The organism is Paenibacillus sp. FSL L8-0340 (assembly GCF_038593145.1).
Lineage (GTDB): Bacteria > Bacillota > Bacilli > Paenibacillales > Paenibacillaceae > Paenibacillus_AQ.
Map to the genome: position 1 here is coordinate 3,604,634 of NZ_CP151967.1, position 26,625 is coordinate 3,631,258.

At 47.2% G+C, this 26,625-nt stretch carries 21 protein-coding genes; 20 read left to right on the forward strand and 1 reads right to left on the reverse strand.

Annotated features, from left to right (window positions below):
• The first annotated feature begins 35 nt into the window (after positions 1 to 35).
• The 20 genes from kdpA (at position 36) to NST07_RS16340 (ending at position 25,339) form a co-directional block, all read left to right on the forward strand.
• Positions 36 to 1,712, forward strand: a complete 1,677-nt coding sequence (kdpA, locus tag NST07_RS16245; RefSeq protein WP_341093080.1) for a potassium-transporting ATPase subunit KdpA — start codon at positions 36 to 38, stop codon at positions 1,710 to 1,712.
• A gap of 19 nt (positions 1,713 to 1,731) precedes the next feature.
• Positions 1,732 to 3,765: a potassium-transporting ATPase subunit KdpB gene (gene kdpB, locus NST07_RS16250; protein ID WP_341093081.1), complete on the forward strand. Its 2,034-nt coding sequence runs from the start codon at positions 1,732 to 1,734 to the stop codon at positions 3,763 to 3,765.
• Positions 3,766 to 3,803: 38 nt separating this feature from the next.
• The gene (gene kdpC / locus NST07_RS16255; protein WP_341093082.1) at positions 3,804 to 4,424 is read left to right on the forward strand and encodes a potassium-transporting ATPase subunit KdpC; all 621 of its coding nucleotides are present in this window, start codon (positions 3,804 to 3,806) and stop codon (positions 4,422 to 4,424) included.
• 70 nt (positions 4,425 to 4,494) lie between these two features.
• Entirely contained in the window at positions 4,495 to 6,801 is a 2,307-nt protein-coding gene (locus NST07_RS16260) for a histidine kinase (RefSeq protein WP_341093083.1), read from the forward strand.
• Between the two features lie 181 nt (positions 6,802 to 6,982).
• Complete coding sequence (locus tag NST07_RS16265; RefSeq protein WP_341378569.1) at positions 6,983 to 7,525, forward strand: TetR/AcrR family transcriptional regulator; 543 nt, start codon at positions 6,983 to 6,985, stop codon at positions 7,523 to 7,525.
• Between the two features lie 26 nt (positions 7,526 to 7,551).
• Positions 7,552 to 8,418 (forward strand): DegV family protein, encoded by an 867-nt coding sequence (locus tag NST07_RS16270; protein WP_341093085.1) that lies wholly within the window; start codon positions 7,552 to 7,554, stop codon positions 8,416 to 8,418.
• Between the two features lie 39 nt (positions 8,419 to 8,457).
• Positions 8,458 to 9,789, forward strand: coding sequence for a voltage-gated chloride channel family protein (locus NST07_RS16275; RefSeq protein ID WP_341097666.1), 1,332 nt, complete (start codon positions 8,458 to 8,460; stop codon positions 9,787 to 9,789).
• A 313-nt stretch (positions 9,790 to 10,102) separates the two neighbouring features.
• Complete coding sequence (locus tag NST07_RS16280) at positions 10,103 to 11,581, forward strand: Lsa family ABC-F type ribosomal protection protein (protein WP_341093086.1); 1,479 nt, start codon at positions 10,103 to 10,105, stop codon at positions 11,579 to 11,581.
• A 177-nt stretch (positions 11,582 to 11,758) separates the two neighbouring features.
• Complete coding sequence (locus NST07_RS16285; protein WP_342481877.1) at positions 11,759 to 14,140, forward strand: polyprenyl synthetase family protein; 2,382 nt, start codon at positions 11,759 to 11,761, stop codon at positions 14,138 to 14,140.
• A 384-nt stretch (positions 14,141 to 14,524) separates the two neighbouring features.
• On the forward strand, positions 14,525 to 16,744 hold the full coding sequence (locus NST07_RS16290; RefSeq protein WP_342481878.1) for an NPCBM/NEW2 domain-containing protein: 2,220 nt from the start codon (positions 14,525 to 14,527) through the stop codon (positions 16,742 to 16,744).
• 452 nt (positions 16,745 to 17,196) lie between these two features.
• A complete protein-coding gene (locus tag NST07_RS16295) occupies positions 17,197 to 17,739 on the forward strand; it encodes a biotin transporter BioY (RefSeq protein ID WP_341093090.1) in 543 nt (180 codons plus the stop codon).
• Between the two features lie 6 nt (positions 17,740 to 17,745).
• The gene (locus tag NST07_RS16300) at positions 17,746 to 19,236 is read left to right on the forward strand and encodes an AMP-binding protein (protein ID WP_342481879.1); all 1,491 of its coding nucleotides are present in this window, start codon (positions 17,746 to 17,748) and stop codon (positions 19,234 to 19,236) included.
• Positions 19,233 to 20,384, forward strand: a complete 1,152-nt coding sequence (locus NST07_RS16305; RefSeq protein WP_342481880.1) for a thiolase family protein — start codon at positions 19,233 to 19,235, stop codon at positions 20,382 to 20,384. The genes NST07_RS16300 and NST07_RS16305 overlap by 4 nt, the downstream gene beginning before the upstream one ends.
• Positions 20,381 to 20,755, forward strand: a complete 375-nt coding sequence (locus NST07_RS16310) for a MaoC family dehydratase N-terminal domain-containing protein (protein WP_341093095.1) — start codon at positions 20,381 to 20,383, stop codon at positions 20,753 to 20,755. The genes NST07_RS16305 and NST07_RS16310 overlap by 4 nt, the downstream gene beginning before the upstream one ends.
• Positions 20,748 to 21,098 carry a MaoC family dehydratase gene (locus NST07_RS16315; protein WP_341378578.1) on the forward strand — a complete coding sequence of 117 codons (351 nt, stop codon included), beginning with the start codon at positions 20,748 to 20,750 and terminating at the stop codon, positions 21,096 to 21,098. Before NST07_RS16310 ends, NST07_RS16315 begins: the two co-directional genes overlap by 8 nt.
• Complete coding sequence (locus tag NST07_RS16320; protein WP_341378579.1) at positions 21,098 to 21,919, forward strand: SDR family NAD(P)-dependent oxidoreductase; 822 nt, start codon at positions 21,098 to 21,100, stop codon at positions 21,917 to 21,919. The genes NST07_RS16315 and NST07_RS16320 overlap by 1 nt, the downstream gene beginning before the upstream one ends.
• A complete protein-coding gene (locus NST07_RS16325; RefSeq protein ID WP_341093102.1) occupies positions 21,920 to 22,720 on the forward strand; it encodes an energy-coupling factor transporter ATPase in 801 nt (266 codons plus the stop codon).
• On the forward strand, positions 22,705 to 23,553 hold the full coding sequence (locus tag NST07_RS16330) for an ATP-binding cassette domain-containing protein (protein ID WP_341378582.1): 849 nt from the start codon (positions 22,705 to 22,707) through the stop codon (positions 23,551 to 23,553). The genes NST07_RS16325 and NST07_RS16330 overlap by 16 nt, the downstream gene beginning before the upstream one ends.
• Positions 23,554 to 24,357, forward strand: coding sequence for an energy-coupling factor transporter transmembrane component T (locus tag NST07_RS16335; RefSeq protein ID WP_342481881.1), 804 nt, complete (start codon positions 23,554 to 23,556; stop codon positions 24,355 to 24,357).
• Positions 24,358 to 24,379: 22 nt separating this feature from the next.
• Complete coding sequence (locus NST07_RS16340) at positions 24,380 to 25,339, forward strand: nitronate monooxygenase family protein (protein WP_341093105.1); 960 nt, start codon at positions 24,380 to 24,382, stop codon at positions 25,337 to 25,339.
• Here NST07_RS16340 and NST07_RS16345 read toward each other — a convergent pair.
• Complete coding sequence (locus tag NST07_RS16345; protein ID WP_342481882.1) at positions 25,336 to 26,559, reverse strand: epoxide hydrolase; 1,224 nt, start codon at positions 26,557 to 26,559, stop codon at positions 25,336 to 25,338. The two genes, NST07_RS16340 and NST07_RS16345, sit on opposite strands and share 4 nt — an antisense overlap.
• Between the last annotated feature and the right edge of the window lie 66 nt (positions 26,560 to 26,625).

Below are 26,625 nucleotides of genomic sequence, written 5' to 3' on the forward strand. Positions count from 1 at the left end.
TGAGCTGAAGCTCATTAAATGGAGGAGGGGCATTCGTGGGTATTATACAAATCGTCGTAGTCATTGCCATACTGCTGCTACTGGTTAAACCGGTAGGAACTTATTTATATCATGTGTTCTCAAATGAACCAAACCGGTTGGACCGGATCTTTGGGGGATTCGAGCGAGGCATATACAAGGTAAGCGGCCTGAAAAACCGTGAAGGGATGTCCTGGAAGACCTATGCACTCAGCTTTCTTTCAACCAACATTGTGCTGGTTGTGTTCGGTTATCTGGTTCTCCGCCTGCAGGGCGGACTGCCTGTAAATCCAAATGGAATTACCGAGCTGGAGCAGACCCTTACGTTTAACACGGTAATCAGCTTTATGACTAACACTAATCTGCAGCATTACAGTGGGGAGACAGGTCTTTCCTATTTCTCGCAGATGGCGGTTATCACCATGATGATGTTCACATCGGCAGCCAGCGGTTTTTCCGTAGCAGCAGCTTTTGTGAGAGGGATTACCGGTAAAAATTCACTGGGGAATTTCTTCGAAGACTTCACCAAGGCGATTATTCGGGTGTTCCTGCCGCTTGCACTGCTTGTAACAATGGCTTTAGTTGCACTGCATGTTCCGCAGACATTGAAACCTACACTGGAGGTAACTACGCTGGAGGGTGCTGCTCAACAGATTGCGATCGGGCCGGTTGCCTCACTGGAATCCATCAAGCATCTGGGAACGAATGGCGGAGGATTCTTCGGGGCGAATTCCTCACATCCATTTGAGAATCCGTCACCGCTTACCAATGTGATTGAAATCCTGTCCATGTGGATGCTGCCCGCATCCTTGCCTTATATGTACGGACTGTTCGCTAAGAATAAACGGCAGGGCTGGGGCATCTTTGCGGCCATGATGACTTTGTTTGTATTGCTGTTGTCGCTCAATTATGCTGCGGAGATCAAAGGTAATCCGGCAATGGCAGACCTGGGCATTGAAACTTCTCAAGGCAGCATGGAGGGAAAAGAAGTCCGCTTCGGTGTACCGCAATCCGCCTTGTTTACGGCAGTAACAACCGCAGCGACGACAGGTAGCGTCAACAATATGCATGATACTCAAACCCCGCTGGGAAGTATTACGCCGCTTGCGTTAATGATGCTGAATAACGTCTTCGGTGGCAAAGGCGTTGGCCTTATCAATATGCTGATGTACGCCGTGCTTGCGGTCTTCCTGTGCGGGCTGATGGTGGGGAGGACGCCGGAATTCCTCGGCCGAAAGATTGAAGCGAGGGAGATGAAGCTGATCGCGGTGGCGATACTGATTCATCCGCTGATCATTCTGGCACCGACAGCAGCCTCATTCCTGACAGATCTGGGGCAAGGCGCTATTAGTAATAGCGGGTACCACGGGTTGACGCAAGTACTATATGAATACACTTCCTCTGCTGCCAACAACGGTTCAGGTTTCGAAGGACTTGCGGACAACAGCACATTCTGGAATGTGATGACTGGTATTGTAATGCTGCTAGGACGCTATATCTCAATCATTGCAATGCTCGCCGTTGCAGGTTCCCTGATCCGCAAGCAGCCTGTACCGGAGACAATCGGCACATTCCGTACAGACAACGGTCTGTTTACCGGCATCTTGATCGGTACGGTGCTGATCATTGGTGCGCTGACATTTCTGCCGGTCGTGGTTCTGGGGCCGATTGCTGAACATTTGACTCTACGGTAGGAAAGAGGGAGAAATAGAGATGAGTACTGTACAAAAAAAGAAGCTGCTGAGTGGGCCTATTATACGAAGTGCAGTCAAGGACAGCTTTATCAAGCTGAATCCGATGACGCTAATGAAGAATCCGGTCATGTTTGTTGTTGAAATTGGAACGATTATTGTTCTGCTGATGATTCTCGCCCCTGGTTATTTCGACGCAGAGGAGGCTAGAGGCTTCAATATAGCGGTCTTCTTCATACTGCTGGTTACCGTATTGTTTGCCAATTTTGCGGAAGCGCTGGCGGAAGGCCGCGGGAAAGCACAGGCGGATACACTGAAGAAGACCAAGCAGGATATTTCCGCGAATAGACTGGTAGGAGGCGTCATTAAGATAGTTGCTTCCTCCGAACTGCGAAAAGGCGATGTCGTTGTTGTCAGTCAAGGAGAACTTATTCCCGGCGACGGCGAGGTCATTGAAGGGCTGGCATCTGTGGATGAATCGGCTATAACAGGTGAATCGGCTCCCGTTATTAAAGAAGCCGGCGGAGATTTTGGCTCCGTGACAGGCGGCACGAGAGTCGTAAGTGATCAGATCAAGGTACAGATTACAAGTGAACCCGGCGAGTCTTTCCTTGACCGGATGATCTCACTGGTGGAAGGAGCCAAACGGCAGAAAACACCGAATGAAATTGCGCTGAACACGCTATTGATCAGCTTGACGATTATCTTCCTGATCGTGGTAGTCACCCTGCAGCCGATTGCCGCTTATCTGGAAGTAAACCTGGAAATTCCGGTCTTGATTGCGCTGCTGGTCTGTCTGATCCCCACTACCATCGGGGGATTATTGTCGGCAATCGGGATTGCGGGCATGGATCGGGTTACCCAGTTCAACGTGCTTGCCATGTCTGGTAAAGCGGTCGAAGCTGCCGGAGACATTAACACGATGATTCTTGATAAGACCGGCACGATTACCTTTGGCAACCGCATGGCCAGTGAATTTGTTCCTGTGGGTAATGAGACGGTAGAGGATCTGGCCGGGTGGGCAGCTGTCAGCTCGCTGAAAGATGAGACACCGGAAGGACGCTCCGTCATTGAGCTGGCCAAGAAACAAGGATACAGTTATGACAGCAGCCTTATGGCTGGAGGCGAATTTATAGAATTCCGCGCCGAAACGAGGATGAGCGGCATGGATCTGCAGGACGGCCGGATGGTCCGCAAAGGGGCTGTAGATTCCATTAAACGCTGGGTGTCCTCCCAAGGAGGGCAGATTCCAGATGATTTGGATCAGCAAACGAATGCCATTGCCGGCAAAGGAGGAACACCGCTGGCTGTTGCAGTTGATAACCGGATATACGGACTCATCTATTTGAAAGACACGGTTAAGCCGGGGATGAAGGAACGATTTGATGAACTGCGCAAAATGGGCATCAAGACGATAATGTGCACAGGGGACAATCCGCTGACTGCCGCTACTATCGCCTTCGAGGCCGGAGTCGACGGATTCATTGCCGAAAGTACACCGGAGAATAAGATCGAGGTCATCCGCAAGGAACAAAGTGAAGGCAAGCTGGTGGCGATGACAGGGGACGGCACGAATGATGCGCCTGCATTGGCACAGGCGGACGTGGGACTTGCGATGAACAGCGGAACCACAGCAGCGAAGGAAGCGGCCAATATGGTTGATCTGGACTCCGACCCGTCCAAGATCATTGAGGTTGTGGCGATCGGCAAGCAGCTGCTGATGACACGCGGAGCATTAACAACCTTCAGTATCGCGAATGATATCGCCAAGTATTTTGCGATTATTCCGGCCATGTTTACGCTGGCCATTCCAGAGATGGAAGTGCTGAACGTAATGGGACTAGGTTCTCCAAGCTCCGCGATTATCTCGGCATTGATCTTTAATGCAATTATCATTCCATTGCTTATCCCTCTGGCGATGAGAGGCGTATCGTATAAGCCGATGAGCTCCACCAAGCTGCTGAGCCGGAATATTTTCATCTATGGGCTTGGCGGGATCCTGGTTCCCTTCGTCGGCATTAAGTTGATTGACCTGGTTGTAAGCATATGGATTTAAGATCATTGCACTTAGCTAGAAGAAAGGATGAATAAATAATGCAAATCGTCAATTCAAGCGCAATAGAGCAAAAGCCTGTATCTAAAGGTTCTTATATATTTAGTGTGATAAGACTTAGCCTAGTGTTCATTGTATTATGCGGGATCATCTATCCGCTGGCTTCTACCGCGCTTGCCCAGGTTCTTATGCCTTCCCAGGCGAACGGGAGCCTGCTAAAGAATGGAGAAGGCCAAGTGATTGGGTCTGAGCTGATTGGCCAGAACTTTAAGAATCCGGCGTTATTCCAGGGCCGTGTATCCAGTATTGAGTACAAGGCTGAAGCCTCGGGATCGAATAACTATGGACCGTCCAATCCGGTTTTGCTTGAGCGCACCAGCGATTCTATAGCTGAGTGGAAAGCGAATAACCCTGACGTTCCGGTTAGTGAGCTGCCTATAGATTTGGTCACGAACTCCGGTTCCGGCCTGGATCCGCATATATCACCCGCTGCGGCTACGGTACAGATCCCCAGAATCAGCAATCTGACCGGTATTTCAGCAGATAAGCTAGAAGCATTGGTGGCAAAATATACTGAAGGCCGCGATCTTGGGGTGTTTGGTGAGGAACGTGTCAATGTGCTGAAGCTGAATCTCGCTTTAATGGAAACACCGGCGAATTAGAACCGGCTCACCCCTGCCTGCGCTTCCAGCGGACAGGGGTAGTTTCCGCTTAAGGATTGGAGGTTAACGAGTGGCACCCTACAAACGCAAAACCCCGGAAGAAATTCTGTATTCCATTTACCGTTTGCACCGGGGCAGGCTGAAGATTATCATCGGCTCCGTCAGCGGATCAGGCAAAACCTATCATATGCTGGAGGAAGGCAAGTTATTGAAAAAGCAGGGCATTGATGTTGTAATCAGTGCCGTATCAACGATGCAGAGAGCAGAAACCATGCAGCAGCTTGCCGATCTGGAGCGTGTCCCCAGCATTCATTGGCTGAAGGACGGCAAGGAGCAGAAGGATCTTCCTTTGGAGACTCTGCTGGAGCGCAATCCCGAGGTACTGCTTGTAGATGGCTTGGCGCACCGGAACCGCAAAGAAGCCCGTTTTCAGACGCGGCTGGAAGATATCCGTTATTTGATGGACAACGGCATCAGCGTGATTACGACCATCAATGTGTATGAATTGGCCGGAGTGGGTGAGACCATCTTTCAAATGACGGGAATCCGTGCAGATGAAACCGTACCGCTGCATACTCTGGAGCTGGCGGATGAGGTCCGCTTGATTGATGTCTCACCAGAAACCATTCTGAAGCGGATCGAGGAAGGTGTTTTAGGCCATGAGACGCATCCTGCACTATCCCGGCCCGGCAATCTCGGCGTGCTTCGTGAGCTGTCTCTGCGTCTGGTGGCCGAAGGTGTCAACGATTCTCTAGAGAAACATCGCGAAGAACATGGGCTCATTGGTCCTTCCGGCGCGATGGAGCGGATACTGGTATCCGCTCAGTACCATTGGAACGGGTCGCTTTATGTGAGAAGAGGCCAGCAAATCGCCAAGCGGCTCGGCGGAGATCTGATTGTGGTGACATTTGCTATTCCTAACCGGCCGCTGACGAAGGACCAACAGACCTTTAAGCGTTCGATTGTAAAGCTGGTAGAGCGGGTGGGTGCCAGGTTTGAAGAGCTTCCTCTCACCCTTCAACGCCAGCTTCCTTCCGAACTGGTGCGTTATGCCATTAAAAACAATGTGACCCGGATCGTTATGGGCCACTCTCAAAAAAGCCGGTGGCAGGAGCGGTGGCAGGGCTCGATTGCTGACCGTGTGCTGCGCCAGACACGCAATATTGATGTGTTTCTGATGGCCGACCGGGCCGAGCAGGAAGGAGAACGGATTCTGCCGATCAAACGTAATCCGCAAGGAAAGAAGGAGCCTTTCCACCGGTTGACCAGTCAAGAGATGGAGAAGAAGATTGAAGTGATCCGCCGTGGCACCTTTAAGGTATATATCGGTGCAGCTCCCGGAGTCGGCAAAACCTACAAGATGCTTCAGGAGGGAAATATACTTCAAAGCAGAGGCATCGATGTTGTCATCGGGCTGCTGGAAACCCATGGCAGGAAGGAAACCCAGGAGCAGATAGGCGAATTAATAATGATACCCCGGGCCAAAATTCTATATCAAAGTACGCATTTGGAAGAAATGGACACGGACGCAATTATTGCCCGCCGCCCGGAGGTCGTCCTGGTGGATGAACTGGCACACACCAACGTGCCCGGAAGTGTAACCAGAAAGCGGTATGAAGATGTGATCCGTCTGCTCGAAAACGGCATTTCCGTCATAACAACTATAAATGTGCAGCATCTGGAAAGCTTGAACGACGCGGTAGCCCAATTAACCGGCGTACGCGTCAGGGAGACCGTGCCGGATGCGATTCTTAAAATGGCCAGTGAGGTCGAACTGATCGATGTAACGCCACAAATGCTGCAGGAGCGGATGCGGGAAGGGAAGATATACGCCTCAGAGAAAGTAAACCAGGCGCTGGAATCGTTTTTCAAGATCGGCAATCTCATTGCACTGCGTGAACTGGCGCTCCGCGAAATTGCGGATGATGTAGACGAACGGCTGGAGGCCTGGGACCGGGACAATTCCTTGCGGGGCCCATGGAGCAGGAAAGAGGTGATCTTCGTCTGTGTGGATCTGGGAGCGAGGGCAGAGCGGCTGATTCGCCGCGGATTCCGCATCGCGCATCGCTTGAAAGCCGAGTGGTATGTTCATTATGTGCACTGCAGTTCGAAAGAAACTCCCGAGGAGCAGAAACGGCTGGAGACGCTGCGTCGTCTAACAGAACAGCTTGGAGGGAATTTAGAGGTGACTATGGCAGAAAGCCGTAAGAACCTGCACGAGCATTTATTAATCAGGATCAATGAAGTGAAGACGACACAGCTGATCATCGGGCAGGTACGGAAGCCGCTCTGGCGGACGCTCATCAAAAAAAGCTTCGTCCACTATCTGCTCCGTCATGCCCGGCATATGGATATGCTGGTTGTGGCTGATCAATAGTAGAGTGAGGAACACAGAAGGAACCGATCCTGTAGATCGGTTCCTTTTACATTCTTATTTTAAAGTCTTATAATAGGAGAATGAATATTCATTCCGCTCTAATCTATACCGGTTTAATCCGGAACCATTCCAGTCTAAGGTAAGGGTGATTACACTGGCTACTAACAAACGGGAAGATATCATGAAAGCGGCCTTGGTGCTGTTTGCCGAGAGAGGATATGACGGCACAACCGTTCCGATGATTGCTGAAAGTGCGAAGGTAGGGGCAGGTACGATATATCGCTATTTTGCCAATAAAGAATCGCTTGTTAACGGATTGTTTCAACATTGCGTGCAAGTGTTCTCGGACACGTTAAAATATGAGGCCATTCATTCCACGCCAGATATTCGGGAGCAGTTTCATTATATTTTTCAGCGTTTAGTGAAGTTTGCCGATAATAATGTGAATGCGCTGCTCTTTATCGAATCCCATAATAGCGCTTATTATCTGGACGACCGAAGCAAGCAGGTGTTTGATGAGCTGCTTGGAACGTTTCGCCAAGTTTTGGAGAATGGTAAAAAAGTAGGGGTCATCAAAGAGTTCAACACAGATGCGCTGATTGCCATTGTATATGGTGCGTTCGTGATGCTGTTCAAACTGATTAAGTCTGGAGTGTTAACCGAAACCCCCGATCTGCTGGAAGGGGTCGAAGAAAGCTGTTGGAATGCCATTAGAATCCTATGATTCTAGTGTATTAAGGAGACTGCCAAATGACAAAAGTAAAGATATTTACAGATAGTCTTTCAGATCTGCCGCCCACCGTAATTGAACAATATGAGATTGGCATAGCTCCTGTATATGTTGTTTTTAGCAATGAGCTGATATTTCGGCATACGGTCGATATAACAACTGAGGAGATATACACCTACGTAAGAGAGAAGGGGACGATTCCCGGTATTGCCGCTCCAACACCTCATGACCTAAGTACTCTCTTTGCTCCTTGTATTGCTGCCGGAGACAATGTGTTATTCATCAGCATGGCCTCGGGGTTATCCCCAACCTACAAGAATGCAGTGGCAGCTGCCCAACAATTCCCTGAAGGAAGAGTTACTGTCATTGATTCCTCAAGCATTTCCTCAGGGACGGCAATGATGGTTCTGCGGGCAGTCGCAGCGGCGAGGAAGAGAAGACATCCCGCAACTATAACCAAAGAGCTGCACCACTCGCGGACAAACCTGGAGGAAGAAATGCTGCTTGATAAGCTTAACTTTATAAATCAGGGTGGGAATGTTTACGGATTGCATAATCGGATAAAAAGTCCTTTGAATTTAAAAAGTCCGGCAACGGTCAGGTCGGGGCGAATGCATTTCTCCATGAATGAGCCACAAGGCGGCGTTACAAAAGCGCTGGATAAGATGCTGTACAATGCACTTGACAACAAAGACGAGATTGACCAGAAGCTTGTGCTTATCTCACAGACGATGGCAGAGCAGCCAGCCGAATATTTAAGGGAAGCGTTGATTAATAAAGTGGGATGCGATGAAGTGCTTGTGACTTCGAGCATCAGCGGCTTTCTCTCCCGCACCTCACCACGAAGTTTGGGTGTAAGCTACTACCGCAGAGCTGATCAGGGCTGATACATTACGGAAAAGCGGGGAATACAGCAAATGAAGAACATGTATGCAAAATGGGCGACGCTTACGGAAAGAAGCAGCCATCTGGCGCTGTGGAGCACTTTTCTGAAATGGATTGTCCTGGGCGGCACAATAGGCGTATTGTCCGGAACGGCCTCGGCTTTTTTCCTCAAGAGTCTAGATTATGTTACTGAGGTTCGGCTGAATCATGGATGGCTGCTCTTTCTGCTTCCGGCGGGAGGTGCACTGGTAAGCTTTCTATACATGCGCTACGGCAAAAACAGTGCCAAGGGAAATAATCTGATTTTGGAGCAAATCCGGGAGGGTAATGAAACGATTCCGTTGCGGATGGCTCCTTTGGTGCTGTTTGGCACGCTTATCACTCATCTCTTCGGTGGTTCAGCCGGGCGTGAAGGAACTGCGGTACAAATGGGGGGCAGCTTGGCCGAAGGATTCGGGAGACTTATTAAGATCAATGCCCTGGACCGGAAAATATTGCTGATGTGCGGGATAAGTGGTGGTTTCGGCTCAATCTTCGGGACTCCTTTGGCCGGGACCATTTTTGGGCTGGAGGTGATTGCGATTGGACTCATCAGCCATAAAGCGCTGCTGCCCTGTTTCACAGCCAGTTTTGTGGGCGATCTGGTGACTACCCGCTTATGGAAGGTGCATCATACCCATTATCAGGTGGATGTTTTTCCAGATCTGGATGTAGTCGTCCTGTTAAAAGTTATCGCTGCTGCAATAGTGTTTGGTTTAGTCAGTATGTTGTTTAGCGAGCTGACCCACTTTTTAAAGCGAACGTTCACCTACATCTTTAAAAACCCGATGCTAAAGAGTGCGGTAGGCGGGCTCATTATTATTGCCTTAGTTTATGTCATAGGTTCCAGGGATTACTTGGGACTTGGTATTCCACTCATCAGCGGGTCCTTTGAGACAGAAATGCCGCCTTTTGCGTTCCTGTGGAAGCTCATTTTCACTGCACTTACTTTAGGCACAGGCTACCAGGGCGGTGAAGTTACTCCTTTATTCGCTATAGGGGCGACACTCGGAAACAGCCTGGCTGGTGTGCTTCATTTATATGCTCCTTTCCTGGCCTCACTTGGCTTTATTGCGGTATTCTGCGGAGCCACCAATACACCAATTGCCTGTTTCATTATGGGGATTGAACTATTTGGTTCCACCGGGGCGGTTTATATGTTTATCGCTTGTGTAGTCAGTTTTTTATTCTCAGGACATACCGGTATTTATACATCCCAGCAGATCGGTGTATCGAAAAGTCATCTGATCCCTATCCAAGAAGGGACTACCCTAGCCTCCGTCAAGGGTCTGCGCAAACGAAAAACAAAAGCCAGCGGAGAAAATCATACGTAGATTTGCTGATCAAAACCATGCTTGGGTTGAAAATAAAAAAAAGGTATGGTAAAATTCTGTTACTTTAATGACTGGAGTTGAAAAGGATAATGTAGAAATTTTCTTGCGAATCTTTTAAACAATAAAACGACAGCTGCGATTTTATTTCGCATGTGTTTTATTCTTTATACGCAAGAAAGTTACGCATTTCTTTTCACTCAGACGAATATCCTTGTCTAACTCCGCTTTGGGGCTGGATTTGCTGTATTTATTTGAGCTACAAGAAAGTAACTTTCTTGTAGCTCTTATTTTTTTATATACAGGAGGAATATATATGTCATTAATCAATGTTGCGAACCTGACGTTTGCCTATGAAGGCAGCTACGATAATATATTTGAGAACGTAAGTTTTCAAATTGATACCGATTGGAAATTAGGATTTACAGGAAGAAACGGAAGAGGGAAAACGACCTTCCTAAGCTTGTTGCTTGGTAAATATGAATATAGCGGAACGATTTCGGCTAAGGTCGATTTCGACTATTTCCCGTTCCCTGTCGAGAATAAGGGGAATAATACCCTTGACGTAATCAGCGATATCTACCCGGATTATATTCACTGGAAGCTGATGCGGGAGCTTTCTTTACTAAAAGTGTCCGAGGATGTGCTATACCGGCCCTTTGATTCCTTGTCCAACGGTGAGCAGACGAAGGTGCTGCTTGCTGCATTATTTATTAAGGAAAACAGCTTTCTGCTCATTGATGAGCCTACCAATCATCTGGATCTGAATGCAAGAAAACTGGTCAGTGCTTATCTGAATACCAAGAGCGGCTTTATCCTGGTCTCCCACGACAGATCCTTTCTGGATCATTGTGTAGACCACATCCTGTCAATCAATAAAACCAACATAGAAATTCAAAAGGGGAATTTCTCCGCTTGGTGGGAGAATAAAAGGCGGCAAGATCATTTTGAACTGGCAGAGAATGAAAAACTAAGAAGAGACATCAAGCGCTTGTCGGATTCTTCTAAACGAACGGGCAACTGGTCGCATGAGGTGGAGAAAAGCAAAAATGGAACACGGAATTCCGGTTCCAAGTTGGATAAAGGTTATGTTGGCCACAAGGCTGCTAAAATGATGAAACGCTCTAAAGCCATTGAGCAAAGACAGCAATCAGCCATTGCCGAAAAGTCTAAACTGCTGAAAAATATTGAAAACTCCGACAGTCTGGAGATTTCACAGCTTGATTATCATAAAAACGAGCTGGTTGAGCTTGAACATGTCTCGATTCAATACGGGGAGAAGATCGTCTTCGCAGATATCAGCTTTTCGATTGAGCAGGGTGAGCGAATTGCGCTTTCCGGTATAAATGGCTCCGGTAAATCAAGCATTATCAAGCTGATTTGCGGCGAGGAGCTAGACTACACAGGCACACTCAGGAAGGACAGTCAGCTTACAATATCATACGTATCACAGGACACCTCGCATTTACAGGGCAATTTAACGGACTACGCCAGAAGCAACGGGATTGATGAAAGCCTGTTTAAGTCGATTTTAAGAAAACTTGATTTCTCCAGAGTACAGTTTGAAAAGGATATATCTGCGTTTAGCGGCGGGCAAAAGAAGAAAGTGCTTATTGCGAAAAGCCTAAGTGAGAAGGTCCATTTGCATATTTGGGATGAGCCGCTTAATTTTATTGATATTATTTCCCGGATGCAGATTGAAGAGCTGCTGCTGGAATACACACCAACTATTCTTTTTGTCGAGCATGACAGTGAATTTTGCAACAATATTGCTACAAAAATCATTCATCTGTAATCCATTACCTGAATTTCTCAGGACCGGTCACTGCAGACTTTCTCGGCTCTCCCGAAATAACTCCTAACTCGTAACCCAATGAGTTCTTTCACGTATATGATATAACTATGATCCGGCGAAGCTGCAGGGATTGAATGTTAAAGGTCCAAACTAAAAGAAGTTGAGGTAATCCATCTTATGAATGAATTTACACTGCATGCCGATACAGCGTATAAGCTGGCTGAGCAGAAAGCTGCTCAATATTTTGCATCACTATTTACACAGGTCAAGAATAGGAGTTATGCGCCTGCCTTAACTGCAGACTTTCATTTGTGGAAGAAGAGCCATATTCATCATCATTCATGGCTGTCCTTTTTTTCGCGAAACCAAAGGAACCCCGGGTCTGCCGATTACCACCGGTATATTCAATGGCTGAACTACACGGGAAAATTAAATGATTATCTCGACCGAAGCATTTCCTATATCTACATGAGGGATCTGGGCAAAGCGCTGGATTCTCCAGACACTCAAAACAGGATTCAACGGATGGTTGCTGATATCAAAGATCAGTTGATCCCCTCAGGCGCAGCAGGCGGGCAAACACAGCCGGACATGCTGAATCTGGCAAAGCTGTACCGCTGGGCCCAGAAAGAAGGGGTAGAAACAGCCACGATCTGGGTGATTACTAAACTCAAAACTGTCTCCGCCAATCTGCCGGTGGAAATGAATCCCGAGCAAGCCCAACGTAAGCTGATTAAGATTATTATCGGGGTTGTCATGCATGTGATGGAAGAGATGGAAGATAACCTTGCCCCTGCAGAACGTGCCTTAAGACTTGATGAAGCCATCCGGCTGGGGTATTCCTATGGCCTTACCTATCCTTTCATTGACGATCTTTTAGATTCTGCGGTCTTAACCACTTCTGAGAAAGAACAATATTCCCGGTTGATCCGTCAAGCGCTTCTCAGCGGGATTGTCCCGGAGCTTGGAGAGTGGGATGGGGAAAAGATTCCGCTGATGGAGTATGTGCATTCGGAGCTGCGGGAAGCCTTTGAGTACATTAAGAACCATCAGCGGATGGAGACGCAGAAATCGTTTTTTGAGCGTTCCTATGTGTTTTTTCACTCTCAGGAAATAGACCGGGCAAAGAATCTGTCTCATGATGGTTATACCAATGAGGAACTTTATATTCCTGTAATCCTAAAATCATCTTCCTCCCGCTTGATTGTCCGCTCTGTAATCAGTGCGCCTCTAGATGACGGTTTTGATCATCGAACCTTCTATTATGGCTTATACAATCAGCTGGCGGATGATTTTGCCGATATGTCCGACGATATGCTGGGTGGCGCGGTTACCCCTTATACCTATTATTTAAAATACCGCGAGCAGCGCAACGATTTGATCAATCCCTTTGAAATGTACTGGACGGTCATTTCCCATCTGCTCCATAACGTGTTTCATTCTGATCCCAAAACTTGCGAGGTAATTCTGGACCGGGTCATTAACGGTCTGAAACGCTCTAAAGAACGTTTAGGCAGGGATAAATACAACGAAATCATGGAGATATTTGCGTCTGGCAGCCCGGAGTTCAAACGACTGGTAAACCGGATGGTTCATAAAGCAGTGGATGTCGATTTCTTCGACAAACTGCTTCGGGACCAGTTGCTTAACACATTGCGTAACAACCGGAAGGAAAAGGAGGAGTTTCACGATACGATCAAAACGGTGCGCGAAGTGATCAACAGCCAGCTCCTAATCCCAAAGCCTGAGCGAATGCAACCGATGAAGGAACTGCTTATAGATGCTGCTAATTACAGTCTCGAAGGTGATGGGAAACGAATACGCCCAGTCTTAACGTGGGTTATGGGCGTAAGAGAATATGGACTGGAGCCAGCGGAGATTGTGCCGCTGCTGAGATCCTTGGAATATATGCATACCGCTTCCTTAATCTTCGATGATCTGCCATCCCAGGATAATGCGTCAACCCGCAGAGGGCGTGAAACCTTGCATCAGGTACATGATGCTGCGACTGCCGAATTAACCGGATTGTTTCTGATCCAGAAGGCCACGGAGGAACAAGCATCTCTCCGTCATTTCGATCCGAAAACCGTGCTTGCGCTCATGCAGTATTCAGCACAAAAGACGGGGGATATGTGCATGGGGCAGGCGATGGATCTGCATTCTAAAGGCGAAGAGTTAACTCTGGAGCGACTGAATGAGATCTGCTTTTACAAAACCGGGATTGCCTTCGAGGCGGCGCTGGTCATGCCGGCTATGCTGGCCCAGGTGAAGGAGGCGGAAATTGCGGCGCTGAAGAAATTTGCTTATCATGCGGGGATTGCTTTTCAGATAAAAGATGATTTGCTCGACCAGGAGGGAGACCAGCTATTGCTCGGCAAACCCGTTGGACAGGATACCGGAAACAACACTTCAACTTTCGTATCCATTCTTGGGCTGGAGAATGCCCGGAAAGAGCTGTGGGAACACTACTGTCTGGCCTCGGAAGCATTGTGCGAGCTGCCGCGGAATATTGCTTTTCTGAAACATTTATTAAATTATATGGTTAACAGGAACCGCTGAACTGCGGCTGAACCTGCCCGGAACGGAATAGGATCAAGTATTACCGGCACCCATACGGGTTGCCGGTTTTTTGTCGTCCTACATACTACAGCAGCTGTTATTCCGTTCATTATGGGGACCGGGAATTTTACGTAACCAGGCCAGATATGTTTTCTCCACTCCGGCATCGGACTACCGGCAGTGCAGGGATGGAAGTGATCAATCATGAGCCATTTTTTTATTTACAGGTAACTGCGGCACTTCATATATTACAATCCGTGTTATAAAAAGAAGAATAAAGATGGATTTGGAGTAATAGAGATAAATGGTGTTATTTAGTATATGGTAAAAAAAGTAATGCAAGGATGTCTTATCAGTGTGAAATTAATTTTTTAGGAGGATTTGATGAAAAAACTTAGGAAGTCACTTCAGATTTTATCTCTAATGGTGGTAACAGCAACAGCGGTTGTAGTAGCTGACTCACCATCTGAGGTACTAGCTCAATCTTCAGAGGTAGCCATTACACAGCAAAGTAATCTTGTTGTTCAGCGAAATTTTGAAGTGAAAGCCCTTGGAGATATATGGGCAGAAGGCAAGCGGGAGCGTAGAGCGGCGGGGTATGCAGATGCACGAAAATTATTTCAGCCAACTGGTCTATATGCAAAAGCCAATGAACAAATTGAGATTGAGGTCTCAGGTGACAAACCAATTACAGCGATTATTGGGATGCATCAACATGATAAAGAGTGGGCGATTAGGTATCCATTAAAAACAGGTGCAAACACAATTTCCTCACCAAATGGCGGTTTGTTGTCTTTTGATAACAGCAACAATGAAGGTAGTATTAATGTAAATGTAGTGAGTGGGGGAAGCCCTGTTCCATTTTTTGTATTAGGTAAGAATACCAAAGAGGATTGGCAGGCAATGATGAGTGCTTATCCTGATGCACCTTCTGTTGTTCTTCAATCAGAAAAGGCTCTCTTAGTCTTCACATATGCTTCTGCTAAAGACCATATCTTGAATCAAGACCCAGATCCTGTTTTACAGACTTATGATAAGTTTATTGCAGCACAGGATAAAATTTCTGGACTATCGAATTCTGATTCTGATCCTAGACATTGGTTAGATAAGCATTTGATTGGCATCATTGAATCACCAACATACACAGGAGGAGCGTATGCATATGCAACCTGGGATGGAGCGATTATGCCTACAAATACTGGAGCCAATGCGGATGCTTTAAACCTTACAAGAATGGGTTGGGGGCAGTATCATGAGGCAGGTCATTTGAGACAACAAGGACCTTGGACATGGGATGAGATGTCTGAAGTGACAGTAAATCAATATTCTCTGGCTGCTAAGAAGGTTCTTAAACCTACTGAGCCTGCAAGGTCGCAGGGTGAGTACTTAACCGCTTTCTCGTTTGTAGAGCAGCCAACCAAGAATTTTAAAGACTCTAATTCAAAATTAGAAATGTTGTGGCAACTTAATCTTGCTTTTGGGGATAACTTCTACCCAGACTTACATCGATTATATCGTGAGATGGCAGAAGCTGAACTGCCAACAACAGATGTTCAGAAAAAACAGGCTTTTATTCTAAGCACTTCAAAAGTAGCGCACTATGACTTGACGCCTTTCTTTGACAAATGGGGTCTGTCTGCAACAGATGAAACACGAAACAAAATTAAATCATTGAATTTACCTCTTCTAACTGCACCGATTTGGTTTGGGTCAGAGTATAACATCATTAAACCGACTGATGGAATGGATAAGGTAAGAGGTATCATTGAGATAACAACAAATAGCCAAGAGACTTCAAGTGATTATGATGTCGCAATAAATGCATTTGATGGAAATACAAATAGTATCTGGCACAGTGAATGGAATAAACCCAATCAATTCCCTTACAGTATTACAGCAAAGTACGCAAATCCATCAACATTTTCCAAACTAACCTATCTGCCGCGACAAACCGGAGAAAATGGAATTATTACAAATTATAGAATCCTAACTAGTCTTGATGGGGGGACATTCACTGAGCTTGCAACAGGCACTTGGGCAAAGGACAACACAGAAAAGACAGTAACTTTCACACCTACTCTTGCTAAATATGTTCGACTTGAAGTTCCTCAAGGTGGTGGAACAAATGGTTTTGCATCTGCAAGTGAAATTAAAATTTTTGAAAACGATCCAATAACACCACAACCTGTTACAACGTATCTCAGCGATATTGATTGGTTTTCTGCCACAACAGATTGGGGAACGATTCAAAAAGATCGTAGTCTTGATGGAAATACACTTAAGTTAAATAACAAGACCTATACAAAAGGGTTGAGCACACATGCTAACAGTGAAATTGTCTACAAACTAGATGGGAAGTACACGTCCTTTGCCGCACTAGTTGGGGTAGATGGTGAAGTAGGTTCTGTAGGTTCTGTGGAGTTCAAAGTTGTTGTAGACAATCAAGTTGTATTCTTTAGTGGTGTAATGCATAATAATACAGAGCCAAATGAGGTAAACGTTAATCTTTCTGGAAAGAATGAGCTAAAGCTTATTGTAACTGATGGTGGAGATGGTATAAATAGTGACCATGCCGATTGGGTAAATGCTCGTCTTATCAAATAGTATTGAAGAATAAAAGTCTATTATAGGCTTGGTAAAAGCTTCGCCACGAATACACTAAAAGGTGATCTTCCATAGCGCTGTACAAAATAAGCCGGATTTCCTTATCGTATAGGATTTCCGGCTTATTTTGTATGACTTTCGCTTAGTGTTAGTTTTAGCGTTTTGTAGCGGTGGGCATAGGGACAGCATGGATTTTATCGGGAGTCATCGGATATGTACCGTCATTTCCTGGTTAATTGATTTGTTTATCGGTATGCCTCATCTCGTGTTTGCTTTGGAAAAACAGAATAATGCGGATGATCCGTTGTTATTGTATTATTCGATTCACATACCAGCCAAAAATTATATGAATAAGGTTTACAATCCTAACATATCAAACTATGATTTAGCTAAATATAGATGACAAATCTCATAGGGATTAATATTTTCATCACACTAACGGAGGTCGCAAGTTGAAGACAAAAGAGATGGTATTTGCCGCATTATTTGCTGCACTAATAGGGGTATTAGGAATGATTCCACCGATTCCACTAGGGTTTATCCCGGTGCCTATTACCGCACAAACACTTGGTGTCATGCTGGCGGGAGGTTTTTTAGGTAAGAAGACAGGAAGTCTTAGCCTGATTTTATTTATCGTGTTAGTCGCTCTGGGTTTACCTTTATTATCCGGCGGACGTGGAGGTTTCTCTGCATTAGTCGGGCCGTCAGCCGGTTATATTCTAAGCTGGCCCGTAGCAGCATTTTGTATCGGATATGCGACAGAAAAAGTCTGGTCCAATGTCAAAACATGGAAAGTTATCGTCATTAACTTAGTTTTTGGTGTGGTGCTTGTTAGTTTGATCGGTGCGCCGGTTATGGCTTTGATTACACATACCTCTATTTGGGCCGGACTTGTGGGAGCAACCGCATTTTTGCCGGGGGATTGTATTAAAGCGGTCATAGCTGCTATTATAGCGCTACAATTAAAAGCCGTCAGTCCAATCGAAGAGAAGTGATGAACGATGAATCTGATTGAACCCTTACTGCGTTATGCAGAGCAGCAGCCCGACCATATCGCCTTAACCGATGGTGATGAGAGCCGTACTTATTGGTCATTAGTACGGCGTATGACTACAATTGCACAGGGTATACGGCAAAATGGCCTTCACCATGATAAGATTGCCATTTTATCTGCGAACCGCATTGAATTTGTAGAGGTGTTTTTAGGAGCTATTTATGCCGGGTGTGTTCCTATCCCTTTGGATCCTAAATGGAGCATAAATCAAGTGAACGCTGTTCTACAGCAATGTCAGCCGAAAATGATTTTTGCAGAGACCCATTCGGCAAAGATTCTAGACATACAGGACACGGCAATTCAACTTCTAACTTTTTCTGATCAGGATACAGGTTCAAGTTCTTATGACAGCTGGTTGCTCACTCTCAAGCCGGAAGCTGAGATGGATGAATCGAATGAATTATTGTTTATCGGCTTTACTTCAGGCACAACAGGAACACCTAAGGGGTATATGCGCACCCACTTGTCGTGGATACAGAGCTTCGAGGCGACCAAAGAGGCTTTCCGGCTAAACCGCATAGAGCATATGTTAGCTCCTGGCCCCTTTGTTCATTCCTTGTCTTTATTTGCGGTAATGCAGAGTCTATACAGCGGTGCAACCTTTCATATCATAAAAGAGTTCAATGCCGGCAAGGTTCTACAGTTGTGTAAACTGAATCCCGATGTTATTTTGTTCGTCGTGCCGACGATGATTGAAGCACTGCTCCAACAGAAGGATAAATTTGGTCAGACACAAATCCAGGCTTTGATCAGCTCAGGCGGGAAATGGTCAGAGATGTCTAAGAATAGGTGCAGGGAGATATTCGGCGCAGCGAAGCTATATGAATTTTATGGCTCATCTGAAGCTAGTTACATCAGCTACCTGGATGTTCATGCCGACAATAAGCCGGATTCAGTAGGCAAACCCTTTTCCGGTGTACAGATATCCATTCGTGATGAACATCTGCAGGAGGTAACCCCAGGGAGCATCGGGCAGCTTTATATTCGGAGTGAGATGATGTTCACAGGGTATTATCATTTGCCGGAAGAGACTTCAGCGGTTTTTCGTGACGGATGGCTAATCATCGGAGATTTTATGTATATGGATCAGGATGGATATTTGTATTTGGCTGGCCGCTCAAAAAACATGATGGTTTCCGGTGGTCTTAATGTTTTCCCGGAAGAAGTAGAGTCTGTGCTGCAGCAGATGCCGGAAATTCAAGAAGTGATGGTACTGGGAGTACAGGATGCCTATTGGGGTGAACAGGTGACAGCAATAGTGAAGTGGAGCGGACAAACGCGTTTATCTGTAGAACAAATCAAGAATTACTGCTGCCGGCAAATTGCGAACTACAAGGCCCCCAAACAGCTTATCACGGTAGAGCAGTTCATTTATACAAGTAGCGGAAAAATTGCCCGGCAGGCAATGAAAGACTACGCGAAAAGATGGTTGTTATGATAGAGGCTGTAATTGTGATCGCTAAACGGACGCCCATTGGCAGGATCGGCGGAGTGTTAAGTGCTCTTGAGCCGGAAGCATTATTAGCACCGCTTATTCAGCATATTGTCGCAGAAACGAATGTGCCGAAGGAATTAATTGATGATGTCATCATTGGCAATGTAGTAGGTCCAGGCGGTAACATCGCACGGCTTTCTGCTCTGGAAGCAGGACTGCCAGTGACGGTCCCGGGTGTCACAGTTGACCGGCAGTGTGGTTCTGGTCTGGAGGCAGTCAATCTTGCGGCAAGGCTGATTCAAAGTGGTGCTGGTGAGATTTATTTGGCCGGTGGAGTTGAGAGTACGAGCCGTGCCCCATGGAAAATGGCCAAACCGCAAACGCTAACGGGCGCACCACAGCTATATACACGGGCCCGTTTCACTCCAAGCCCCTACGGCGACCCGGATATGGGCATTGCAGCCGAGAATGTCGCCCGTAAATACGCGATTTCCCGTGAAGAACAGGACCGTTATGCTTTGAAAAGCCATCAAAAAGCCATTCATTCGCAGCAAACCGGCCGATTTCTGAAAGAGATCGTTCCTGTACAAGCGAATGGCGGATGGGTTACCCTAGATGAATGCCCCAGAGCCAATACTAGCCTGGAAAAGCTGCAGCAGCTGCCGCCAATCTTTCTGGAACAGGGTACGGTAACGGCTGGCAATGCATGTCCTCTGAATGATGGAGCGGCTCTGGTTCTGATGATGTCCCGTGAGAAATGCCGGGAGCTTCAGCTAAAGCCTATTTTGCGTATCGTCGATGCCCAAGCGGCAGGTGTTGATCCCAATTTTTTAGGCATGGGGCCTGTTCCAGCTGTTCAGAAGGTGCTTTACCGCCAGCACCTGAGTGTTGCCGATTTGGATATTGTAGAGTTTAACGAAGCTTTTGCCTCACAAGTATTAGCCTCACTACAGGAGCTTCAGATTCCGCAGGAAAAGGTGAATCGTGGAGGCGGAGCACTTGCCATTGGCCATCCTTACGGTGCTTCAGGCGGTATCTTAATCACACGGTTATGCTCCGAGATGTTATATAAACCTTATAAACGGGGGCTGGCAACACTAGGCATTGGTGGCGGGATAGGTCTGGCCACGCTGGTGGAGGCGGTCCAATGAACAAAGTCCGGCATCAGGTTCATATCACTGCGGAGTGGATTTCAGACTTTGCACAAAGTATCGGTGCTCCCTTGCAAATGATAAAAGGTGATCTGATCGCACCTGCCACAATGCCGATTATTTTCTGGCAGTTCTTCGATATTCCCTGGTTGAAGACGGATGCCCCCTTAATTCACGGCACACAGCAATTCACTTACCAGGAACCAATTACCGCAGGGATGATCCTGGATTGTGAATTATTCTTAACGAGGATGGATAAGAAAAAAGTTAGGCAGGAATGGATGACCTTTTATTACCACACGCTTGTTTATACATGTGGCGGTAATCTCATAGGGACGGCAGATACCCTATTAATCCGGGCAGGTGATTAAGATTAAGAAACGTGTAACTGCCGGGTCTGTCCGGCAATACGCGGCTGTCTCTAATGATACGGCTGCCATTCATCTGAATGCCGAAGCTGCTGTTAAGGCTGGCTATAAGCGGCCTATAGCACATGGTATGTATATCATGGGGCTGGCACAATCGTTATATTTAACCGATCATCCAGCACAGTGGATTACAACGTATAGCATGAAATTTCAAAAGCCGCTTGTAGTAGATACGGATGTGGTGTTTCACTTTGAGCCTCGCGACGGTCATATCGAAGTGAAGGTCACATTAGAATCTGGTGATGTGATTGCTTCAGGTACCTTTTCAGTGAAAGAGATGAAGTGATGGATAAAGTAGCCGTAATTACAGGAGCCACCAGAGGGATTGGGCACAGCATCGCCTTACAGCTTGGCGAATCCGGTTATAAAGTAATAGTTAACGGGACAAAGCAGGCGCTAATCGACGAGGTTGTGCAGGAGATTCACCGGACAGGCGGCGAGGCGCGGGGCATTTGTGCCAATGTCGCAGATCCGCTTGAGGTCACTGCGATGGTGGATGCTGTCATCGCTGAGTATGGCCGTATAGATGTATTGATACATAACGCCGGTAATTTGCATGACCAGCAATGTCTGCATATGACGGATGAAGAATGGAATTCGGTGCTGGATGTGCATCTGAATGGAGCTTTTTATAGCATTCGCCGGGCACTGCCTCATATGCAAAATCATGGCGGAGACATTCTTCTGATGACCTCCACTGCCGGTTTAACAGGTTCGATCAAGCAGGTGAATTACAGTGCAGCCAAAGCTGGAATGCTAGGTATGATGTGGACGCTCGCAGCCGAACTAAAGCGCAACGGTATTAGAGTAAATGCGATTGCGCCTGCTGCCTTAACAGATATGACCCGGCCTGTCATCCAGCATATGAAGGAAAAGTACGCCAGCCGCAATGAGCCGTTCCCGGAGTTCTGGCGGGTGGGGGAAACAGACGATATTGCCCGCTTCGCAGCCGCATTGCTGGCACAGCCGGATATTGAGTTAACAGGTGAAATCTTTGGTGTAAATGGTTCGAAGATAACGAAGTGGCAAAAGCCGGAGCCTGCCTTTACCGAAACCGGCATAGAGGCATTTTTCACAACATGGCGGCAGCAGAAGGGTAGTCATTAAATGCTGACATTCGATCACGTTCATTTTTATTATAAAAAAGGGCAGCCCGTCTTAGAGGATTTAAGCTTTACGATTGAGACGGGGGAGTTCGTGGCAATTGTCGGGGCGAATGGCTGCGGTAAGTCTACAATTGCCAAGCTAATGGATGGATTGCTGCTTCCACAACAAGGGGATGTAACCTTTCAGAATCTAAACACCTCCAGACCCGCGGACCTTAGGATGATCCATGAGCAAATAGGGTTTGTGTTCCAGAATCCGGAGGACCAATTCATTACTACAACGGTTATGGATGAAGTGATATTTGGATTGGAAAATATTCGTGTGCCAAGGAAAGAAATACGCAGCCGGTTAGATCAAGCCCTACAGGCTGTGCAAATGGAGGATTATTTGGAGTCGATGCCCCATCAGCTCTCAGGCGGTCAAAAGCAACGGGTAGCTATTGCCGCCATCCTGGCTATGCAGCCCCGGATTATTATTTTTGACGAAGCTACCTCTATGCTTGATCCGCAGGGGAGGGAGCAAGTGCTTTCGATCATGCAGGAGCTGCACCGCCAAGGCATGACCATTATCCACATCACCCATCACATGGAGGAAGTGCTGGCTGCGGGGCGTGTTTTACTTATGGATAAGGGGCGGCTTGTATTTGATGGAGATCCGGTTTGCTTTTTTGAAACGGTGCCCGTTGAAGACTACCAATTAGAACTTCCTTTTGCGGTCCGAGTATATCGAATGCTGCATCCAGACATGCCGCTAATGGTAGATTGGAAGGAGATGATCCGCTCACAATGGTCTACCAGCTAAACAATCTAAGCGTAAGTTATGCCGGTCGGGTAGCTCTGCAAAATGTCAGCTGCACGATTCAAGGCGGCAAGTGGATCTCTGTCATTGGCCATACAGGCGCCGGCAAGTCTACCTTTGTTAAAGTGCTGAAGGGGCTGATTCCGGACATTGCCGGAGAGTATTGGATTAATGATCATCCCATTCCCAAGGACCGTAAAGGACAACTAAAAGTCCTGCCTGATATAGGCTACGTATTTCAATATCCCGAGCATCAATTATTTGAATCGACGGTGTACAAGGAGCTTGCCTTTGCTCCTAAGCAACGTGGGGATACGCCTCAGCAGATAAAGAAGTCGATAGAAGTCATTCTTTCGCAAGTAGGTCTGACAGAAGATATCCTGCCATTGGTTCCGTTTCAGCTAAGCGGGGGGCAAAAGCGCCGTGTGGCTATCGCTTCCGTATTGATGATGGATCCGAAGCTGCTTATTCTGGATGAACCTACAGCAGGTCTCGATCCAGTAAGCCATGCCGCATTACTTCAGCTGCTGAGTAAATGGCAGCAGCAGGGTAATCGCACCGTTCTCTTCGTATCTCATCAAATGAACGATGTTGCCGAATACTCGGATGAAGTCATGGTATTTCACGAGGGGCAACTCATGGGGCATTATGAGACCGGCACTTTATTTCTGGAACAAGCAGAATTGCTGGAGCAACTCGGTTTATCCCTGCCGGAGCCTGTGCAACTGTTAAAGATAGTTGAGGAAATGTCCGGTGAGATAATTGAAGTGGCGAGCTGCAGAGAGCAGGATATTTTCGCAAAAGTGCTGCCCATCTGGCAGGCAAGGAGACTCTAAATGTCTAATACCCTGTTAATGGGACAATATTTGGAGACCCATTCCATATTTCACCGTCTGGACCCGCGGACAAAGCTTGTAAGCATGATTATCATCATGCTGAGCTTCCTAATGCTGGACACGTTCGTCAGCTACGTTGTCGCAACCCTTTTCTTGGCCGGCATTTTATGGTTATCCAAAATCCCGTTACTGGTCTTTTGGAGAGGCTTGAAGCCGGTCTTGTTTATTTTGATGTTTACTTTTCTCTATAATGCCTTATCCACGAAGGGGAATATCATTTGGTCCTGGTCTGTTATAGAGATGACAGAAGAGGGTCTGCTGAACGGGTTACGTTTCGTTTGGCGTATTGTCTTAATCATCTTGCTGGCTTCTATTTTAACGTTAACTACAAAACCGCTGACTTTAACTCATGGGCTGGAGAAATTACTGGCCCCTTTATCCAAACTCAATGTGCCGGTGGAGCAGTTTTCCCTAATGATTGTGATTGCGATCCGGTTTATCCCGACGATTATGCAAGAGCTTGATCGGATTCTCCTGGCCCAGAAGGCCAGAGATTATGATATTTCAGCCTTAAAGCTGCCAAAACGTATATTTGCCTATATTCCGATTCTCGTGCCTTTGCTTCTAACGGTGATTCAACGTGCCGAACAATTGACTCACGCCATTGATGCGCGTGCTTATGGGAATGGGAAAGGGAGAACTTCCTATAAGCAATTGACATTTCAGCGTGTCGATTATCAAGCAGGGGGAGCAGTAATTCTAATGACCGTGATCCTGCTGCTGTTGAAAATATGGGGATTTTAAGTGGATAGAAGGAGAGATAACGATGAAATGGGCTACACGGGTAACTGAATTATTACAAATAAAGTATCCTATTATTCAAGGGGGACTTGCCTATCTAGCCTATGCAGATCTTGCGGCTGCGGTTTCAAATGCAGGGGGATTAGGCCAAATTACCGCTATGAGTCTCCCGGATGCAGATGCCTTGCGCTCGGAAATTGAGCGTGCGCGCACCCTGACGAACCAGCCCTTTGGTGTCAATTTTGCTATTGGCAACCACAATATTAATTATAGGGATCGGGTCCAGACCGCTATTGATGAGCAGGTCCACGCTGTGACGATCACTGGTGGAGATCCTACGCCGATACTAGAGATGATGCAGCCCACGGCTATTAAAACACTGGTGCTCGTTTCCTCACGAAGACAAGCACAAAAAGCGGAACAGCTGGGCGCATCGGCGGTGATTGTTGTCGGGCAGGAAGGCGGCGGGCACTTAGGGCGTGATGATGTTGGAACGCTGGTACTTGTCCCGCAAGTGGTCGATGCTGTTCAAATTCCAGTTGTTGCCTCAGGCGGAATTGGGGATGGCCGGGGCTGGATGGCTGCCCATGCACTTGGTGCTGAAGGTATTGAGATGGGGACACGCTTTATCGCCACTCAGGAATGTGTGGACGCCTCTGCCTCTTACAAAAAAGCCTTGATTGAGAGTTCCGAGGCGGATACAACAGTGATCAAACGTTCCATCCATTCACCCGCCAGGGTATTGCGAAGTGCCTACACGGAGAAAATTCTCGAAATCGAGCGCGTAACCCCCACCTATGAAGCACTAAAAAAATATATTAGCGGTGAAGCCAACAAACGCTGGATTTATGAGGATTGTGAAGAAGAGGGGTTTGGTTGGGCAGGTCAAGTGACCGGCATGATCCATGATATCCCAACCGTCGCCGAATTGATCAATAGAATGGTCCAAGAGGCGGAGAAGGTTCGCGGAAAATGGGGAAGCTAGCGTCCACGGAAAGTCCGGCGCAAGTCCTCGGTCCATTTGTCCGGGATTTCCCAGGGGATAAAATGTCCACCTTCTGCATGGGCTGTGATATTGACATGGTTATACCAGGGTGCGCGATCGCTGTCCAGGAAGTTCTGTATGCGGTTTTCGGTTGTGATCCCTGGCGGATTTTCGTAGCCCACGAAGCTAATACCGGTTGGTGCCTCAATGACAGGCCAGCGATCATGAGCAGGCGTCCACGGATAGCGGTTGGCGTTGGCGTAGACGCGTATTGAGGTTTCGATGGCGTTGTTAACCCAGTAGATTGTTGCGTGTGTAAGGATGTCGTCCTTGGAAAAAACATTCTCAACGTTACCTTTATTATCACTCCATCTTGCCCAGCGTTCCAAGATCCATGCGAGCATGCCTGCGGGCGAATCGCTTAGTCCAAAGGCAAGAGTGGCGGGATCAAGGACATGTACGGCGAGATGCGAGGCGAAACGGCGATCCAGATTTAGAATCCCCTTTCGGATGTCTTCAGGGATATTGCCGGGTATAGGTCGGCCTCCTGCGAAATCCCAAGCGCGCTCCCCGTTGAAGAAGTTAAGTTTCAGCGCTGACCCAATGTGTATCGCATAGAGCTCATCTGGATATTTATGTCCCAGTTGACCTGTTACGAGAGCGCCTACATCGCATCCTCCTGCAGCGTATTTAGTATAGCCGAGGATATCTGTCATGAGTGTATGCCAGAGATCGGCAATTTTCCAAAAGTTCATATCCGGGTTGTCCGGCAGTGGCGCCGAAAATCCGAAACCGGGAAGTGAGGGGACGATTACGTCAAAGGCTTCGGCTGGATCGCCTCCGAAGGCGCCAGGATCCGCAAGCTGATCAATGACCTTGGACCAGTGCCAGAATGTCCAGGGCCAGCCATGAGACAAAATTAAGGGTGTAGGGTCTGGTCCTACGCCTGGTTTACGCATAAAGTGCACAGAAACTCCCTCAATGTCTACTTTATAATGTTCATAGAGGTTTATCGCTTTCTCGGCTTTGCGCCAGTCAAACTCGTGAATCCAGTAATCAACGAGTCCCTCAAGATAGTTCCTGTTTACCCCGTAAAACCAGTCATCATTACCGGCGTCTAAAGGCCATCTCGTAGACTTCAGACGGGTTTGAAGATCAGCAAGCAATTCATCCGAAACGTGGATCGGAGTGGGTTCAAGCGCAAATGGAGCTTTTGTCATTAGTGTTCCTCCCTATACGTATGAAATATATTTGCTAACTGCTGCATGACTATTTTAATTTCGAAG

Bases quoted from the DNA above. Each gene is read 5' to 3' on its own strand.
- NST07_RS16290 (WP_342481878.1), top strand. From the start codon at position 14,525: ATGAAAAAACTTAGGAAGTCACTTCAGATTTTATCTCTAATGGTGGTA.
- NST07_RS16345 (WP_342481882.1), bottom strand. From the start codon at position 26,559: ATGACAAAAGCTCCATTTGCGCTTGAACCCACTCCGATCCACGTTTCG.
- NST07_RS16335 (WP_342481881.1), top strand. From the start codon at position 23,554: ATGTCTAATACCCTGTTAATGGGACAATATTTGGAGACCCATTCCATA.
- NST07_RS16320 (WP_341378579.1), top strand. From the start codon at position 21,098: ATGGATAAAGTAGCCGTAATTACAGGAGCCACCAGAGGGATTGGGCAC.
- NST07_RS16330 (WP_341378582.1), top strand. From the start codon at position 22,705: ATGGTCTACCAGCTAAACAATCTAAGCGTAAGTTATGCCGGTCGGGTA.
- kdpC (WP_341093082.1), top strand. From the start codon at position 3,804: ATGCAAATCGTCAATTCAAGCGCAATAGAGCAAAAGCCTGTATCTAAA.
- NST07_RS16340 (WP_341093105.1), top strand. From the start codon at position 24,380: ATGAAATGGGCTACACGGGTAACTGAATTATTACAAATAAAGTATCCT.
- NST07_RS16325 (WP_341093102.1), top strand. From the start codon at position 21,920: ATGCTGACATTCGATCACGTTCATTTTTATTATAAAAAAGGGCAGCCC.
- NST07_RS16285 (WP_342481877.1), top strand. From the start codon at position 11,759: ATGAATGAATTTACACTGCATGCCGATACAGCGTATAAGCTGGCTGAG.
- NST07_RS16300 (WP_342481879.1), top strand. From the start codon at position 17,746: ATGAATCTGATTGAACCCTTACTGCGTTATGCAGAGCAGCAGCCCGAC.
- NST07_RS16275 (WP_341097666.1), top strand. From the start codon at position 8,458: ATGTATGCAAAATGGGCGACGCTTACGGAAAGAAGCAGCCATCTGGCG.
- NST07_RS16265 (WP_341378569.1), top strand. From the start codon at position 6,983: ATGAAAGCGGCCTTGGTGCTGTTTGCCGAGAGAGGATATGACGGCACA.
- NST07_RS16305 (WP_342481880.1), top strand. From the start codon at position 19,233: ATGATAGAGGCTGTAATTGTGATCGCTAAACGGACGCCCATTGGCAGG.
- NST07_RS16310 (WP_341093095.1), top strand. From the start codon at position 20,381: ATGAACAAAGTCCGGCATCAGGTTCATATCACTGCGGAGTGGATTTCA.
- kdpB (WP_341093081.1), top strand. From the start codon at position 1,732: ATGAGTACTGTACAAAAAAAGAAGCTGCTGAGTGGGCCTATTATACGA.
- NST07_RS16280 (WP_341093086.1), top strand. From the start codon at position 10,103: ATGTCATTAATCAATGTTGCGAACCTGACGTTTGCCTATGAAGGCAGC.
- NST07_RS16270 (WP_341093085.1), top strand. From the start codon at position 7,552: ATGACAAAAGTAAAGATATTTACAGATAGTCTTTCAGATCTGCCGCCC.